This is a genomic window from Asticcacaulis sp. P2_B1 (assembly GCF_056404915.1).
Genome location: NZ_JBFUDD010000014.1, coordinates 74,683 through 90,655 on the forward strand (window position 1 = coordinate 74,683; position 15,973 = coordinate 90,655).

A 15,973-nucleotide genomic window follows, 5' to 3' on the forward strand; every position below is an offset into this window, starting at 1 on the left:
CGAAAAAATTAACGCTGGTGCGCGCTTGTGATCACATTTGGGATTGACAGGTGAGCCGTGGCGTTATCCTCTGACACTCCGGGGCGCCACCGCCACCTATCCACAGGAGACAGGCATATGAGTTCAGGAACATCAAGACGTTCGCTGTTAACGGCCCTGGGGGCCGCCGCCGTCGGTATCAGCTTCGGCGGTTTGGCCGGATGCTCGAAGCCGGCCGCGTCCGGCGGAGCATCGTCAGCCGCGCCAGAAGGCAACACGCTCAACTTTTACAACTGGGACACCTATATCGGCGAAACCACTCTGGCCGATTTCAAGGCCGCCTCGGGCATCGACGTCAGTATGAGCCTGTTCGCCACCAATGACGAACTGTTCGCCAAGATGAAGACCGGCAATTCCGGCTTCGACGTCATCGTGCCGTCCAACGATTTCGTGACGCGCCTCAGCCAGGCCGACCTGCTGCTGCCGCTCGACCACGCCAAGCTGCCGAACCTCGCCAATATCGATCCGGCCTTCCTGAACCCCGATTACGACCCCGGCCGCAAGTGGTCGGTGCCCTATACCTGGCTGGTGCTGGGGATCGGTTATCGCAAGTCGAAGATGAAGGACATGGGCGGCTCCAAGATCCCCGACTCATGGAAGTGGGTCTTCGATTCCAACCTGTACAAGGGCAAGATCGCCCTCCTGTCGGAATCGGGCGATCTGGTCCGCCTCGGCGCCAAATATCTCGGCCACAGCGTCAACGGCATCACGCCGGAGCTGGTCAACCAGGTCAAGGACATGCTGATCAAGCAGAAGCCCAATGTCCACGCCTTCCACAATGACGACGGCCAGGACATGCTCCTGTCCAAGGAAGTCGATATCGTCATCGAATATAATGGCGACATCGCCCAGGTCATGACCGAAGACGCCGATCTCGACTTCGTCATCCCCAAGGAAGGCAGCCAGTTCAATTCCGACACCTGGTGTATCCCCAAGGATTCGCCGCGTCCCGACAATGCCCACAAGTTCATCAACTATATGATGGACGCCAAGGCCGGCGCCGAAATCTACAAGACCATCCTCTATCCGACACCGAACGCCGCGGCCAAGGCCTTGATGCCTGACAGCTACAAGAACAATCCGGTCATCTTCCCGCCGGCGGCCGCGCTCGCCAAATGCGAATACGCCGCCTTCGAAGGCCCCGAAAAAGCCCAGCTTTACGAAGAAGCCATGACGGCCGTGAAAGCATCCTAAATCCAACGCGCCGCGGGAACGACCCGCGGCGCGTTTTTACTTCCTGGAGGGGCGAATATGGAGCAAAGTTGGCGACAGGCGAAGGGCATGTTCTTCGGCCTGCTCAGCGCGCCGTTGTTCTGGCTGGTCTTTTTCTTCTTCATACCACTGGGCATTGTCTGGCTCTACAGCTTCGGTGAAAACCGCGGCCTGATCGACATCGCCTTCACCGGTACCTGGTCGAACTACGCCCATACCCTGGAGCCGCTCTATCTCGGCATCTTCTGGAAGTCGATCGTCATCGCCGCGATCACGACCTTCCTCTGCCTGGTCCTCGGCTTTCCGGTGGCCCTGGCTATCACCTTCGCGCCCGACAAGGCCAAGTCGTGGCTGCTCCTGCTGATCATGCTGCCGTTTTGGACCAACCTGCTGATCCGCACCTATGCCCTGATCGCCGTCCTGCGGACCGAGGGCTACGTCAACATGACCTATCATTGGCTGTTCGACATCGCCAACAAGATGGCGGGCGGGAGTATGGGGGATTTCCAGCCCATGGCCTTGCTGCACAACAATTTCGCCGTCATTTTCGGGCTTGTTTTCGTCAACCTGCCCTTCATGGTCCTGCCGCTCTATTCGACGCTCGACCGCATGGACCGCTCCCTGCTCGAGGCCTCGCTCGATCTTGGGGCCGGCCATATCCAGACCCTGTGGCACGTCGTGGTGCCGATGGCGGGGGCAGGGATTATGTCCGGGATTTTGATCACCTTCATCCCGGCGCTCGGCTCCTATCTGACACCCGACCTGTTGGGCGGGCCGGATTCGCAAATGATCGCCAATGTCATCGAATCGCAATTCAAGCGCGCCAATAACTGGCCGTTTGGCGCCGCTCTGTCGTTTATCCTGGTCTATATGACCTTTATCGGCATCGCCTTGCAGGGCTTCCTCGAACGCAATGACAAGGGGAAGGCGGCATGACCCAGGCTATCGCAAAAGTTCGCAAGACGCCGCCTGGTCCGCTGGAATATCTGCGCCGCTGGCCCTTGCGCGCCTGGCTGATCATGGTGACGGTGTTCCTCTACGCGCCGCTGATCACCCTGATGGTCTTCAGTTTCAACAATTCGAAGCGCAATATCGTCTGGCGCGGCTTCACGCTCGACTACTACAAAAAAGCGCTGACCGACGACAGCCTGATCCAGGCTTTCACCAATTCCATGGTCATCGCCTTCTTTTCCACGCTGATTTCCGTGGTCATTGGCGCCATGGCCGCTCTGGTCCTGTGGCGGTTCCGGTTCGGTGGCAAGACGGCCTTCAATGCCGGCCTGGCCATCCCGATCGTCGTGCCGGAAATCTGCATGGGCGTCGGCATGCTGGTCTTCTTCGCCAAGGTGTTTCCGTGGCCGCACGGCTTGCCGTGGCCGTTGGATCTCGGTTCGATCATCATCGCCCACGTCTCCTTTTCCTTCCCCTTCGTCACCGTCGTCGTGCGGGCGCGCCTTGCCTCGTTCAACCGTGAGCTCGAAGAGGCCGCCAAGGATTTGGGCGCCACAGACTACCGCGCCATGATGGACGTCGTCATCCCCCACATCCAGCCGTCCCTGATCGCCGGGGCGCTGCTGGCCTTTACCCTCAGCCTCGACGACTTCGTCATTACCTTCTTTACCGCCGGCCCGGAAACCATCACCTTCCCGGTCAAGATCTATTCCATGGTGCGTTTCTCGGTGACGCCCGAAGTCAATGCCGCCTCGACCATATTGATCGTGGTCACCGTCCTGCTCACCTTCCTCGCCCTGAAATTCCAGGGATCTTCCGCCCTGACCGCCGGCCACGGCGATCCGCAATGAACGAGCGCACAATGACCGATAGCCCGGCGCCCGGCGCCAAACCCATTATCAGCTTCCAGAACGTCACCAAACGCTTCGGCAAGGTGGCGGCGGTCGACAATGTTTCGCTCGACATTATGGAAGGCGAATTCTTTTCCCTGCTCGGCCCCTCGGGCTGCGGCAAGACGACCCTCCTGCGCATGCTGGCCGGGTTCGAGATGCCGACCGAAGGCCACGTCCTGATCGACGGCAAAGACGTGTCGATGGTTTCGCCGAACCAGCGGCCGGTGAATATGGTGTTCCAATCCTATGCCGTCTTTCCGCACATGACTGTGCTCGACAATGTCGCCTATGGCCTCAAGATGGACGGTGTATCGTCCTCGGAACGCCGCGACCGCGCAGAAGAAGCCCTGAAACTCGTGCAGTTGGGCGGTTACGGCGTGCGCAAGCCCGATCAGCTCTCCGGCGGTCAGAGGCAACGTGTCGCCCTGGCGCGCGCCTTGGTCAAAAAGCCGCGCGTCCTGTTGCTGGATGAACCGTTGTCGGCGCTGGACGCCAAGCTGCGCGACCAGATGCGCTCGGAACTGACCAGCCTGCAACAAAAGGTCGGTATCACCTTCATCATGGTCACCCATGACCAGGACGAAGCCCTGGCCATGGCGACGCGCTGCGCCGTCATGAACCGAGGTCTGTTGCAACAGGTGGCGACGCCATCGGACCTCTACGAATTTCCCAATTCGCGCTTCGTCGCCGACTTTATCGGCAGCGTCAACATGTTCGAAGGCACGCTCGATGTCGACGAACCGGACCACGCCATCATCGCCACCAAGGAGGTCGGTCCCGTCTATCTCGACCACGGCGTCACCGGCGCCACCGGTACGACGGTGTGGGCGGCGGTGCGGCCGGAGAAGATCGAGCTGGCCAAACGCACCGACAAGCCGCCGAAGGTCGAAGACGCGCCGGAAGGCTATAATGTCATCGCCGGCGAGGTGAAGCACATGGTCTATCTCGGCTCTGAAACCAATTACGAAGTCGAGATCAATGGCGGCCGGCTGATCAAGGTCGTGCGCCCCAATCTGACGCGTTGGGATCAGGAAGACTTCGTTGTCGGGGAGAAGGTCTGGCTGTCTTTCCACGCCTGTTCGCCGGCGGTCCTGCTGTCCTGATGAAGCCCGTCGTCGGCATCATGGCGTGCAACCGGACGGTGGGCGAGGAAAACGCCCACGCCGTCATGGAGCGTTATGTCCGCGCCGCCATGACCTATGGCGATTGCACGGCCCTGCTGATACCGCCGCTGGCCGATGGCTTTTCGGCATCCGATGTCACAAGTCGTCTCGACGGATTAATGCTGACCGGCTCGCCGTCCAATATCCAGTCGGGCCTCTACGGCAGCGAAGGCGGGGAGGGGCCGTTCGACGAAGGCCGTGACGCTGTTTCACTGGCCATGATCGAATCCATGCTGACCATGGGCAAACCGGTCTTCGGCATCTGCCGCGGTTTCCAGGAGATCAATGTCGTCCTGGGCGGGTCATTGCGCCGGGATGTGGGATTTGGGAGCAGAGCCCCAGCCTTTTCGAGCGAAGTGTCTCCCACTTCGCGTGAAGAAAAGGCGTCTTACTCAAAACTCGGTAATCGGATCGATCATCATGCTCCCGATGGCACGTCTTTCCGCGATATGTTCGAGCATTACCATGATGTCGAACTGACGCGCGGCGGGTGGTTAAATCAGGCCTATAGTCGTGATCACTTGCGCGTCAATTCCGTCCACTATCAAGGTATTGATCGCCTCGGCGAAGGTCTGACCGTCGAGGCCGTGGCGCCCGACGGGCTGGTGGAAGCCTTCAGCGCCAATATCAGTGGCGCTCAGGTCCTTGCTGTGCAATGGCATCCGGAATGGAACTGTCAGGACTATCCCGACAGTCAAACCTTTTTTCATCTGATGGGGCAGGCTCTGCGTGGCGAGACGGTGGCGCCGGGAGCGGAAACAGCACACGCAAAATTGTGATCACAATATTTGACTTAAGCGATACTTTCCCGCAGATTGGCGTCAAATTTTGATCTTGAGGCCGCCCATGACCATCCCCGTCAAACCACCCCTGCGCAATTACGACATGGCCGAGTTGAAAGCCCTCGACCTGGCCCACCACCTGCCGGCGCAGACGGACTACAAGCTGCAGCACGAACTGGGCGGATCGCGAATTATCACGCGCGCCCAGGGTTGCACGATCACCGATGCCGAAGGCCATTCCCTGCTCGACGGCATGGCCGGTCTGTGGTGCGTCAATGTCGGTTACGGCCGTGAAGAACTGGCCCGCGTCGCCTATGAACAGATGTTGGAACTGCCCTATTACAACACATTCTTCAAGACGGCGACGCCACCGCCCGTACGATTGGCCGCCAAGATTGCCGAAAAGATGGCGCTGTCAAATCCCGATCTTACCCACGTCTTCTTCAATTCCTCGGGCTCCGAGGCCAATGATACGGTCTTCCGCCTGGTCCGCTATTACTGGGACCTGAAGGGCGAGCCCGATCGCAAGGTCTTTATTTCCCGGCATAATGCCTATCACGGCTCGACCGTCGCCGGCGCCTCGTTGGGCGGCATGAAGTTTATGCACGAACAGGGCGACCTGCCAATTCCTGGCGTCGAACATGTGTTGCAACCTTATCCCTTCGGTGAAGGCTTTGGCGAAGACCCCGACGCTTTCGCGACCCGTGTCGCGCAATCGATTGAGGATCGTATCCTGAGCGTCGGTCCGGAAAAGATCGCCGCCTTTATCGGCGAACCGGTTCAGGGCGCCGGCGGCGTGATCATTCCGCCCGAATCCTACTGGCCGAAGGTCGAAGCCATCTGCCGCAAATACAGCATCCTGTTGATCTGCGACGAAGTCATCTGCGGTTTCGGCCGTCTCGGCTACTGGTTCGGCCATCAGCATTACGGCATCAAGCCCGACATTATTGCCATGGCCAAGGGCCTGTCCTCGGGCTACCTGCCGATCTCGGCCGTTGGCGTCTCTAAGAAGATCGTCGACGTCCTGATCGACAAGGGCGGCGATTTTGTCCACGGCTTCACCTACTCGGGGCACCCGACCTGTGCAGCGGTTGCCCTGGCCAATATTGAAATCATGGAAAACGAAGACCTTATTGAACGTACGCGTACGGTCACGGGACCTTATCTCGCCAAGGCCCTGCGCCGTCTCGATAGCCATCCTCTGGTTGGTGAAGCGCGTTCGCTGGGCCTGATCGGCGCCGTCGAGATCGTGGCGGAAAAGGGCACGAACAAGCGCTTCACCGGTTCCGAAGGCAAGGCCGGTCCGGTTGTCCGCGATCTGTGCATCAAAAACGGACTGATGGTGCGCGGTATCCGCGACAGCATCGTCATGTGTCCGCCCCTGATCGTCACGGAAGCCGAAATCGACCAACTTGTCGACACCATCGAAAAATCGTTGAACGAGGCCGAGCCGATCCTGCGGGCATTGTAACACCGCTTGCCTTTTGGTTGGATAGTGGCCATGTGTCGGCCATGAAAACCGATATCAGCTGGAATTTCCTCGGCCTCGCAGCGGCGTGTCTCGCTGCGTGGCTGGCGCTTGTCGTCTGGCCCCAAATGGCCGCCATCGAAACTTTTGTCTTCGTCCTCCTGGCTTGGATCATCAGCGTCTGCGTCCACGAATATAGCCACGCCGCGACGGCGTCAGCCTTCGGCGACACAACCATCGCCGAAAGCGGCTATCTGACGCTCGACCCGGTCAAATATATCAATGGCCCGACCAGCCTGATCTTCCCAATCATCGCCCTGGTCATGGGCGGCGTCGCCTTGCCGGGCGCCGCGGTCATGATCCGCAATGATTTCATCACCCACCGCTGGCAGCAGTCCCTGGTCGCCCTGGCAGGCCCAGCCTCGACCCTGCTCATTGCCGTCATTGTGCTGATCCTGGCTCAGATGACCCACGGCAGCGTTGCCGGCGACGCCTTGATGTTGCTGTTCTTTTTCGAGCTGATGGCGTTCGTGCTCAATATCCTGCCTGTCCCGGGCCTGGACGGCTTCGGCGCTATCCAACCGTTTTTGCCGCGACGCCTCCAGGCTGTGCTGACCAGCAAGTTCATGGGCGTGATCAATCTCGCCTTGTTCGCCCTGATCTTTTTCTTCGGCTACAAGGTGATCGTGCCGTTGATGGCCTTGATTATCCGGCCGCTCGATATCGATATGCGACCGGTGTGGCTCGCTTTCGATCGCTTCCAATTCTGGCGTTAAAGTCTCAACGTCAACGGCGAGATTCGTGGGGAAACATGCAAGGTTTTGATCCACAGATAAGCCAGATAAGCCAGATTTGGGGGCAATTTCTTTGCGCCGCAGGCCATTTTCAGGCGCGCAGCGCCATCTGGTCTTATCTGGCTTATCTGTGGATCAAACCTTTACTCAGGCTTCATCACGCATCCGCAGTTGATCTTATCCTGCGCTACAGCCTGTCGCGCAGCGCATAATAGCTCAGTCCCGCGACCAGGGCTGGCCAGCGCAGCAGTCGCCCGCCGAAAAAGGCCGGCGTCGGCAGTTGCGCCAAGAGCTCGACATCTTTCGCGTCACCAGTGATCGCGCGGGCCAGCAACCGTCCGAAATAGGGCGCCAGGACCACCCCCTGGCCGCTGTAGCCGGCACTGACAAAGATATTAGACGCCAACTGCCGCACGAACGGCGCACGCGACAAGGTAATGGCCAGGGTGCCGCCCCAGGCATGGCTAATCTTCATGCCGGCCAGTTGCGGATAGACTTTCAGCATATTGTTGCGGACAAAGGCCTTCAGGTCCTTGGGGAACCACGGCGTGTAATTCTCGCCGCCGCCGAACAACAGCCGATTGTCGGGCGTCTTGCGCCAATAGTTGACGACGAAACGCGAATCCGCCGCGGCATAATCATGCGGCAGGATGTTCGGATCGTCGAGCGGCTCGGTCGTCAGGATGAAATTGTTGATCGGCATGACGTGGGCGTCGACCGCCTCATTCAGACCTTCCATATAGCCGTTGCCGCAGATCAGCAGCCGCTGGGCGACGACCGTGGCGCCGTTGGCCAGGGTAAGGTGTATGCCGTCGCTGCGTTGCCCATAGGACGTGACGTGGCTGTTTTCGAACAGCCTGGCGCCATGGGCGGCGGCGGCGCGGCCCATGCCGACCGCCAGTTTCAGCGGATGAAGATGTCCGCCGCCGCCGTCGAATATGCCGCCATGGTAGACGTCCGTGCCCAGTTCGGCGGCGACCTCAGCCCTGTCGAGCAGCCTAATCTTGTCATAGCCATAGCGTTCGCGGACGAAGTCGGCATAGGCGCGGTCGTCATCGGCGAAGCCGGGCTTATGCCAGCTGTGGATCAGACCGTCCTTCAAATCGCAGTCGATGGCGCGCATCGCGATCAGATCGCTCAGACTGGCACGCGCGTCCTGCGACATGTCCCATAACTGCCGGGCGGCATCGGCGCCCAGCAGAGTCTCCAGGTGCTGCGGAGCGAGGCGCTGGCCGGTATGGATCTGACCGCCATTGCGGCCGGAGGCGCCCGAACCGATCTGCGCACTGTCGAGCACGGTCACATGCACGCCCTGACGCGCCAGCTCGATCGCGGCACCCAGACCGGTATAGCCGCCGCCGATAATGGCGACGTCAGTGACGTGGCGCCCGTTCAGCGCCGGATAGGCGGGGATCTCGGTCGTGGCGACGTACCACGAATCCGCGGAGTGACCTGGGTTCTTCATGACACCCGATATCAGACGTTGAGCAGCAGGAATTCGCGTTCCCACGGGCTGATCGTCTGCATAAAGGTCTCATATTCGTAGAGCTTGACGCGCGTATAGGCCGTCACGAACGCCGGCCCCAGAATATCGATGATCGGCTGCGAGCGCTCCAGCTTGATGACCGCCTGGACCAGCGAGTAGGGCAGGTCGCCCGACGGCAGCGAAGCCGCATCCTGTTCGACCGGATCGGAGGGCTTCAAATTGTCGACCATGCCGAGATAGCCCGAAGCCAGGACGGCGGCGATGGCGAGATATGGATTGGCGTCGGATGACGGGATGCGGTTTTCCAGGCGGCGGTTAGCGGCGTCCGACGGCGGCACGCGCAGGCCGGCCGTGCGGTTATCATAACCCCACTGCGTATTGACCGGCGCACCCGAGCCCTTGGCCAGGCGGCGATAGGAATTGACATAGGGCGCCAGCAGTGAGGTGATGGCCGGCATGTATTTCTGCTGGCCGGCGATAAAGGCGAAAAAGGCGTCGGTCGGCTCGCCGGTCTTCGCGTTGGAAAACAGGTTCTGGCCGGTCTTGGCGTCGCAGATCGACTGGTGGATATGCATGGCCGAACCCGGCTCATTGGCCATCGGCTTGGCCATGAAGGTCGCGTAGATGTCGTGTTCCAGCGCCGTTTCCTTGATGGTGCGTTTGAACATCAGAACCTGGTCGGCCAGCTCAAGCGGATCGCCGTGGCGCAGGTTGATTTCCATCTGGGCGACGCCCGATTCGTGGATCAGGGTGTCGATTTCCAGCCCTTGGCTCTCGGAATATTCGTACATGTCCTCGAACAGGGCGTCGAATTCGTTGACCGCCGAGATCGAATAGCCCTGTCGGCCCGTCTCTGGCCGGCCCGAACGCCCGATCGGCGGCTTCAACGGATAGTCGGGGTCGATATTCTTTTCGACGAGGTAGAATTCGAGCTCGGGCGCGATGACCGGCTTCCATCCCTTGGCTTCATAGTAGCCGAGCACGCGACGCAGCACCTGACGCGGGCTTTCCTCGACGGGGCGGCCGTCGGGATGATAGGCGTCGTGGATGACCTGGGCCGTCGGATCGTGGGCCCACGGCACGGCGGCGAGCGTTGCAAAATCGGGCTTGAGGAAGATGTCGGTATCGGACTGGACCGTGCCGACAATGCCTTCAAGGTCCGGATAATCGCCTGTAATGGTTTGATAAAACACCGCCAAAGGCAGGTTCATATAGGGGGCGTTGAGGAATTTCTTCGACGGCATGATCTTGCCGCGCGCCACGCCGGCGAGGTCCGGCACCATGCACTCGATTTCCTCGATGTTCTGGCTGGCCAGCCACGCCGTGGCTTCCTCGAGATCCTTGGCGCCACGCTTGGCGAAGACCATCTTGTGGCGTTTGTTCTTGGACTTCATATAGCTGTCGTGGGACATGACGGGGCTCTTTTGCGGGAATCGGTTTGAGACTTGACTTTGGATCATGACACCAGCCAGAGCATTTAGGAAATGCGACCCAGGGTCCGCAGCGATCAAGCTGCCGGGGTATCGTGACGAATTGTGATCACAATATTGCAAAGGCGCGGCAAAGGCAAGCCATGGCAGACATCATCACCATCACGGACGCGTCAGACGATCGCCTGGCGCTCTATCGTGACGTCAAGGATCGCGACTTGACGGGGCGGGAAGGCTTGTTCATGGCGGAAGGCAAGGTCGTGCTGGAACGGCTTTTTCACTCGCCACTATGCGTGTGTACGAGCGTATTAACGACACCTGAGCGCTTGAAAAATCTCGATATTTCAGACCTCGATGCTGGGGCGCCGGTCTATGTAGTCGATCAGACCGTGATGGATAGCGTCGCTGGTTTTGCCGTCCACCGCGGCTATCTGGCGCTTGGCCGTTACCAACTCTCGCAGGGTTTGACGGATGTGTTAACGGCCAAAAAGCGCATCAGGGTCCTGGCTTTGTCGGCCATCGCCAATACCGACAATATGGGCGGGCTGATGCGCAATGCCGCGGCTTTCGGTATCGACGCCGTCATTCTCGACACAACCTGCTGCGATCCGCTCTATCGCAAGGCCATTCGCGTCAGCGTCGGCGGCGTCTTCCAGGTCCCGCATTTTCGTGTGGGCAAGGACGAGAATCTCGTCGATGTCCTGCGCCGTCACGATCTGACGCCCTATGCCCTCAGCCCGTCCGGCAGCACCACACTCGATGCTGTCGTGCCGGCTGAGCGCTTGGCCTGCATTTTCGGCGCCGAAGGGGCAGGACTCTCGGCGGACATCATGGCCGCCTGCACCACGGTGCAAATCCCCATGAGCGGCGGTTTCGACAGCCTGAATGTGGCGACGACCAGCGGCATCGTTCTGTACCATATGTGCCGTATTTAGGGGCGCGACCGGCGTTATGTGGGCTGCAATTTTCACTTGTGTTTAAACATTGTTGGCCTATTATTTCAGGATTGACGTCATATTACGGCGGAGGGGCTCATGTTGCGCGTTGCTGGCAGATTTATCCTGGATTGGAACCCGACGCGGCAGGACGTGGTCCAAGCGCGGCAAAGCAGCCTGTCCGAGTTTATTGTACCGCAATTTCACCAGACCTCGTTTACGCACCATGCCGCGGCATCGAACGCCGCGAGCAGTCTGGGGTCGCCGGCCCGTCATGTCGATACGGCTGCGATCGTCGACGCCATTGCCACACATAATGTGAGATCGCACGCGGATATGTCCGCACTGGATTCCCTGGTCTTTTCCGCCGCGGCTGCACCGGAATCCGTCACCCATGACGCCGCACCCGTTGTGCCGCCTCTTAACCACGCCATGATCCATATCGATGCCCTGAGCTATGGTCCGTCGCTGATATCGTCGATGGCGCCGCACGCCTATCTTGGACCGGTCGGTCTGACGGCGCCGCGCCTGATGGACGACTTCCAGTAGGCTGATCGCCCGCCAATAAGCTGATTATGCCCGGCTGTGTTACAACAGCCGGGTCTTTTGCCGTATGAGCAAAAATAAACCCCTCGGACCGAAACGGTCGAGGGGCAAAGTCAAGGACAGGGGAGGACTCTAAATCAGAGGATCACAAATCTTGGGAAAGCCGCAAAGACTCGTTTTCAAAAATACAATAACCCATGTTTATGAATAATGCAAATTAAAATATTTAATCGGCCATTCAGCATTAAACCTTGCGTCCCCGCCTATTGTATTATTTATTAGCGAAAACAAACATTATGGGAGACGGCTGATGTTGGCGTTCAAATCATTGAAATTAAAGGCCCCAGGCCTTCTCATCGGGTGCCTGTTGAGCGGCATTACCGCCGTGGCCCTGCCGATGGCGGCCCATGCCGACGGCGCCCTGACCCTGGCCGCCAAACCCGCCTTGGCCGCCACGCCGCCCATGGGCTGGAACTCGTGGAATCGCTTCAACTGCTCGATCGATGAGGCCAAGGTTCGTGGCGTTGCCGACGCCATGGTATCGTCGGGCATGAAGGACGCCGGCTATCAATATGTCGTCATCGACGATTGCTGGCAGACCGGCCGCGACGACGCCGGCAATATCATTGCCGACGTGGTGAAATTTCCCTCGGGGATCAAGGCCCTGGCCGACTACATCCATTCCAAGGGCCTGAAGTTCGGCATCTATTCCGATGCCGGCGAAAAGACCTGCGGCGGCCGTCCGGGCAGCATGGGGCACGAATATCAGGACGCCAAGCAATACGCCGCCTGGGGTGTCGACTACCTCAAATACGACTGGTGTTTCACCGGTTCGGCCAACGCCCAGACCAGCTATACCATCATGGCCAATGCTTTGCGCCAATCAGGCCGCGACATCCTGTTTTCGATGTGCGAGTGGGGCACGGCGAAGCCCTGGCTGTGGGCGGCCGAGACCGGCCACATGTGGCGCACCACCGGCGACATCAGCGACGCCTGGATCAAGAACGAAAAGAGCAAGGAATGGGAGCACGGCGTGCTCGACATCCTGGACATGCAGGTCGGCCTCGACAGCTTCGCCGGACCGGGCCATTGGAATGACCCCGACATGCTCGAAGTCGGCAATGGCGGCATGAGCAATACCGAATATCAAGCTCACTTTTCGCTGTGGGCCATGCTGGCGGCGCCGCTGATTTCCGGCAATGATCTGGCGGCCATGTCGCCGGAAACCGTCGCCATCCTGACCAATAAGGACGTCATCGCCATCGACCAGGACGCGTTGGGCGTCGAAGGCCGCAAGATTGCCGACGACGGCGATTTCGAAGTCTGGGCGCGGCCGCTCAAGGGCGGCGATCAGGCCGTCATCCTGCTCAACCGTTCGGCGGACAGCCACGCCATGTCGGTCGATTGGGACGCCCTGCACCTGCCGGCGGCCATGAAGGCCGATGTCAAGGATCTGTGGTCGAAGACGGTCAGCAAGGGCGTCAAGGGCAAGTTCGAAGCCACCGTGCCGTCGCATGGCGTCGTCATGGTCCGGGTCACACCGAAGGTCTAACGCCCAAGGCATAACGGCCAGAGAGGCGGCTCAGGGCTGGGCCGCCTCGATCAGTTTCAGTGATTCGAGCAGGATGGCTTCGGACGCTTTTTTCGCGCTCTCGGAATCACCCTTTTCTATGGCGACCAGGATAGCCTCATGTGAGGCGATATTGGCGGTGTGGCCCGATATCTTGTTGGTCAGCTGGATCGATAGGTTGAGTGCGTTGACGATCAAGGGTTTCAGGCGCCAGAAGAACGGATTACCCGAGGCCATCAGGATGGCGACGTGGAAATCGATGTCGGCCTGCAAAGCGGCTTCGGCGTCGCCGGCTGTGGCGACCATGGCCTCCAGGCCCTCACGGATATTGGCGATGGCTTTGCGGTTCTGCACAACGGCCGCCAGGGCCGCGGCCGTCGGTTCGATGGCCAAACGCATCTGGGTGAATTCAAGGAAGATCTTGTTGGAGTAGGGGCGCTCCATCAGCCACAACAGGACGTCGGGATCGAGCAGGTTCCAGTTGTCGACCGGCTCGATACGTGTGCCCTGGCGCTGGCGTGAACTCAGCAAACCCTTGGCGGACAACATCTTGACGGCCTCGCGCATGACGGTGCGGCTGGCGCCGTAACGGACGCAAAGCTCGGCTTCCGTGGGAAACTGCTGGCCCTCGAATTCGCCGGTGACGATCGATTGCCCAAGCGTCTTAAGGAGCCCATAGGCCAGGCTGACGCCGTGTTCGGAGCGCATGAATGAGGCTTTCTGGTCGCGCCGGCGAGGGATTCGCGCACGCTTGGCCTGAGCTTACACAAAAATGATATGACAAAACAAGATTCGTCATTTGTGGCTTGTCGCCGGGTGCGGACCTATTGTATGACAATTTTTACAAGTAAAGTAAGCGTGTCATATATGAACGCGCGGCGATAATCATTTGGGAGGATCGATGGCCAGTTTCACAATGAAATATCTCGGCGGCGCGATGATAGCGCTATCATTGGCTGGCTTGGCCACGGCGGCCGGCGCGGCCCCCAAGGCCGCCAAACCCATGCCCCAACTCGTGCAAAAGAACGGCAAGTTCGCCCTGATGGTCGATGGCGCGCCGTTCCTCATGCTGGCGGGCCAGGCCAACAATTCCAGCAATTATCCCGCCATGCTGCCCAAGGTATGGCCAGCCATCGCCGATATGAAGGCCAATACCCTGGTCATGCCGGTGGCGTGGGAGCAGATCGAACCGACCGAAGGCCATTTCGATTTCAGCTTCGTCGATGCCCTCATTACTCAGGCGCGCCAGCATAATGTACGCCTCGATATCCTGTGGTTCGGCACGTGGAAAAACACCGGCCCCAACTATACGCCGTCCTGGGTCAAGCTCGACAATAAGCGTTTTCCCCGCCTGACCAATAAGGACGGCACGACGTCATATTCGCTGTCGCCCCTCTACGACTCGACGCGTGAGGCCGATAAGAAGGCCTATGTCGAGTTGGTCAAGCACATCAAGGCGATCGACGGCGAACAACACACAGTCATCATCCTGCAGCCCGAAAACGAGGTGGGGGTTTATGGCGCCGCTCGCGACTATTCGCCCAAGGCCGACGCCCTGATGAACCAGCCGGTTCCGGCCGCCCTGGTCGCCAAGCTCGGCAAGCAGCCGGGTAACTGGCATGAGGTTTTCGGCGCCGACGCCGACGAAAGCTTTCATGCCTGGTCGATCGCAACCTATGTCGACGACATCGCCGCGGCCGGCAAGGCGGTCTATCCGCTACCGACCTATATGAACGACGCGCTGAAAGATCCGCTGAACCCGGCACAGCCGGCCGGTTCCTATGCCTCGGGCGGCCCGACCTACAATATGCTCGACATTTATAAGGTGGCGGCGCCGCATATCGATCTCCTGGCGCCTGACCACTATTCGCCGTCCTCAGCGTCCTATGAAGCGACGCTCAAACTCTATCATCGCCCGGACAATGCGTTGTTTGTCGCCGAAAGCGGCAATAGCGCCATCTATTCCCGTTATATCTATACGGTCCTCGGGCAGCAGGCGATCGGCTTCGACCCGTTCGGTTTCGACTATACCGGCTATTCGAATTATCCGCTGGGCTCCAAGGCGACGGACGAGACCATGGTGGCGCCGTTCGCCCGTGTCTACGGCGTGTTCGCCCCGATGGCGCGCGAATGGGCGAAGCTGAGCTTCGAGAGCCAGGTCTGGGGCGTCTCGGAACCCGACGACCATGCCGCCCAGGACCTCGACCTCGGCGCCAAATGGTCGGCCAAGGTGACCTATCGCCAGTGGCAGTTCGGCATGCCGGAATGGGATCCGGAGCACAAAAACGGCTATCCGGAAGGTTCCGAGGTCCCGAGCGGCGGCGTCGCGGTCGCCAAACTGTCCGACAACGAATTCCTCGTCACCGGCCTCAACGCCCGCATCTCCTTCGGCCTCGCCAAGGGCCAGGACAATAAAGGCATGGTGCTCGACCGCGTCGAAGAAGGCCACTATAACAATGGCGTCTGGGTGTTCGAGCGCGTGTGGAATGGCGATGAAACCGACTACGGCCTGAACTTCACCGGCAAGCCAGTGGTGCTGAAGGTCCGCCTCGGCACCTACGACAAGTAAGATTTAGGTGTAAGAAAGGCGCCCCACCACCACGCCCTTCGGGCGCGGTCCCCCTCCCCGGCAAGCGGGGAGGATCAAGAATATCTGAACCTCCCCGCTGGTGGGGTGGGCCGACTGAGTTAAAAGCAACGATAA

At 59.7% G+C, this 15,973-nt stretch carries 15 protein-coding genes; 12 read left to right on the top strand and 3 right to left on the bottom strand.

Annotated elements, in window-relative coordinates:
- Positions 1 to 117: 117 nt before the first annotated feature.
- The 8 genes from AC1DX3_RS20745 (at position 118) to AC1DX3_RS20780 (ending at position 7,514) form a co-directional block, all read left to right on the top strand.
- A complete protein-coding gene (locus AC1DX3_RS20745; RefSeq protein ID WP_476991249.1) occupies positions 118 to 1,233 on the top strand; it encodes an ABC transporter substrate-binding protein in 1,116 nt (371 codons plus the stop codon).
- 57 nt (positions 1,234 to 1,290) lie between these two features.
- A complete protein-coding gene (locus AC1DX3_RS20750) occupies positions 1,291 to 2,187 on the top strand; it encodes an ABC transporter permease (protein WP_476991250.1) in 897 nt (298 codons plus the stop codon).
- Positions 2,184 to 3,053 carry an ABC transporter permease gene (locus AC1DX3_RS20755; protein WP_476991251.1) on the top strand — a complete coding sequence of 290 codons (870 nt, stop codon included), beginning with the start codon at positions 2,184 to 2,186 and terminating at the stop codon, positions 3,051 to 3,053. The genes AC1DX3_RS20750 and AC1DX3_RS20755 overlap by 4 nt, the downstream gene beginning before the upstream one ends.
- Before the next feature lie 11 nt (positions 3,054 to 3,064).
- The gene (locus AC1DX3_RS20760; protein ID WP_476991364.1) at positions 3,065 to 4,198 is read left to right on the top strand and encodes an ABC transporter ATP-binding protein; all 1,134 of its coding nucleotides are present in this window, start codon (positions 3,065 to 3,067) and stop codon (positions 4,196 to 4,198) included.
- The gene (locus tag AC1DX3_RS20765; protein WP_476991252.1) at positions 4,198 to 5,037 is read left to right on the top strand and encodes a gamma-glutamyl-gamma-aminobutyrate hydrolase family protein; all 840 of its coding nucleotides are present in this window, start codon (positions 4,198 to 4,200) and stop codon (positions 5,035 to 5,037) included. Before AC1DX3_RS20760 ends, AC1DX3_RS20765 begins: the two co-directional genes overlap by 1 nt.
- 67 nt (positions 5,038 to 5,104) lie before the next feature.
- Positions 5,105 to 6,511 carry an aspartate aminotransferase family protein gene (locus tag AC1DX3_RS20770; RefSeq protein ID WP_476991253.1) on the top strand — a complete coding sequence of 469 codons (1,407 nt, stop codon included), beginning with the start codon at positions 5,105 to 5,107 and terminating at the stop codon, positions 6,509 to 6,511.
- Positions 6,512 to 6,552: 41 nt separating this feature from the next.
- Entirely contained in the window at positions 6,553 to 7,284 is a 732-nt protein-coding gene (locus AC1DX3_RS20775; RefSeq protein ID WP_476991254.1) for a site-2 protease family protein, read from the top strand.
- Between the two features lie 35 nt (positions 7,285 to 7,319).
- Positions 7,320 to 7,514, top strand: coding sequence for a hypothetical protein (locus AC1DX3_RS20780; protein ID WP_476991255.1), 195 nt, complete (start codon positions 7,320 to 7,322; stop codon positions 7,512 to 7,514).
- Here AC1DX3_RS20780 and AC1DX3_RS20785 read toward each other — a convergent pair.
- Complete coding sequence (locus tag AC1DX3_RS20785; protein WP_476991256.1) at positions 7,490 to 8,767, bottom strand: NAD(P)/FAD-dependent oxidoreductase; 1,278 nt, start codon at positions 8,765 to 8,767, stop codon at positions 7,490 to 7,492. The genes AC1DX3_RS20780 and AC1DX3_RS20785 overlap by 25 nt on opposite strands.
- A gap of 11 nt (positions 8,768 to 8,778) precedes the next feature.
- Positions 8,779 to 10,182, bottom strand: coding sequence for a glutamine synthetase family protein (locus AC1DX3_RS20790; RefSeq protein WP_476991365.1), 1,404 nt, complete (start codon positions 10,180 to 10,182; stop codon positions 8,779 to 8,781).
- A gap of 179 nt (positions 10,183 to 10,361) precedes the next feature.
- Here AC1DX3_RS20790 and AC1DX3_RS20795 point away from each other — a divergent pair, with 179 nt between their 5' ends.
- From AC1DX3_RS20795 to AC1DX3_RS20805, 3 genes are all read left to right on the top strand, one after another.
- On the top strand, positions 10,362 to 11,153 hold the full coding sequence (locus AC1DX3_RS20795) for a TrmH family RNA methyltransferase (protein WP_476991257.1): 792 nt from the start codon (positions 10,362 to 10,364) through the stop codon (positions 11,151 to 11,153).
- Between the two features lie 99 nt (positions 11,154 to 11,252).
- Positions 11,253 to 11,702, top strand: coding sequence for a hypothetical protein (locus AC1DX3_RS20800; protein ID WP_476991258.1), 450 nt, complete (start codon positions 11,253 to 11,255; stop codon positions 11,700 to 11,702).
- Positions 11,703 to 12,009: 307 nt separating this feature from the next.
- Positions 12,010 to 13,251 (top strand): glycoside hydrolase family 27 protein, encoded by a 1,242-nt coding sequence (locus AC1DX3_RS20805; protein ID WP_476991259.1) that lies wholly within the window; start codon positions 12,010 to 12,012, stop codon positions 13,249 to 13,251.
- A 30-nt stretch (positions 13,252 to 13,281) separates the two neighbouring features.
- Here the strand turns inward: AC1DX3_RS20805 and AC1DX3_RS20810 are convergent, their stop codons facing one another.
- Positions 13,282 to 13,977, bottom strand: a complete 696-nt coding sequence (locus AC1DX3_RS20810) for a FadR/GntR family transcriptional regulator (protein ID WP_476991260.1) — start codon at positions 13,975 to 13,977, stop codon at positions 13,282 to 13,284.
- Between the two features lie 193 nt (positions 13,978 to 14,170).
- Between AC1DX3_RS20810 and AC1DX3_RS20815 the strand changes: the two genes are divergently transcribed.
- Entirely contained in the window at positions 14,171 to 15,838 is a 1,668-nt protein-coding gene (locus tag AC1DX3_RS20815) for a DUF5597 domain-containing protein (protein ID WP_476991261.1), read from the top strand.
- Positions 15,839 to 15,973 lie beyond the last annotated feature (135 nt).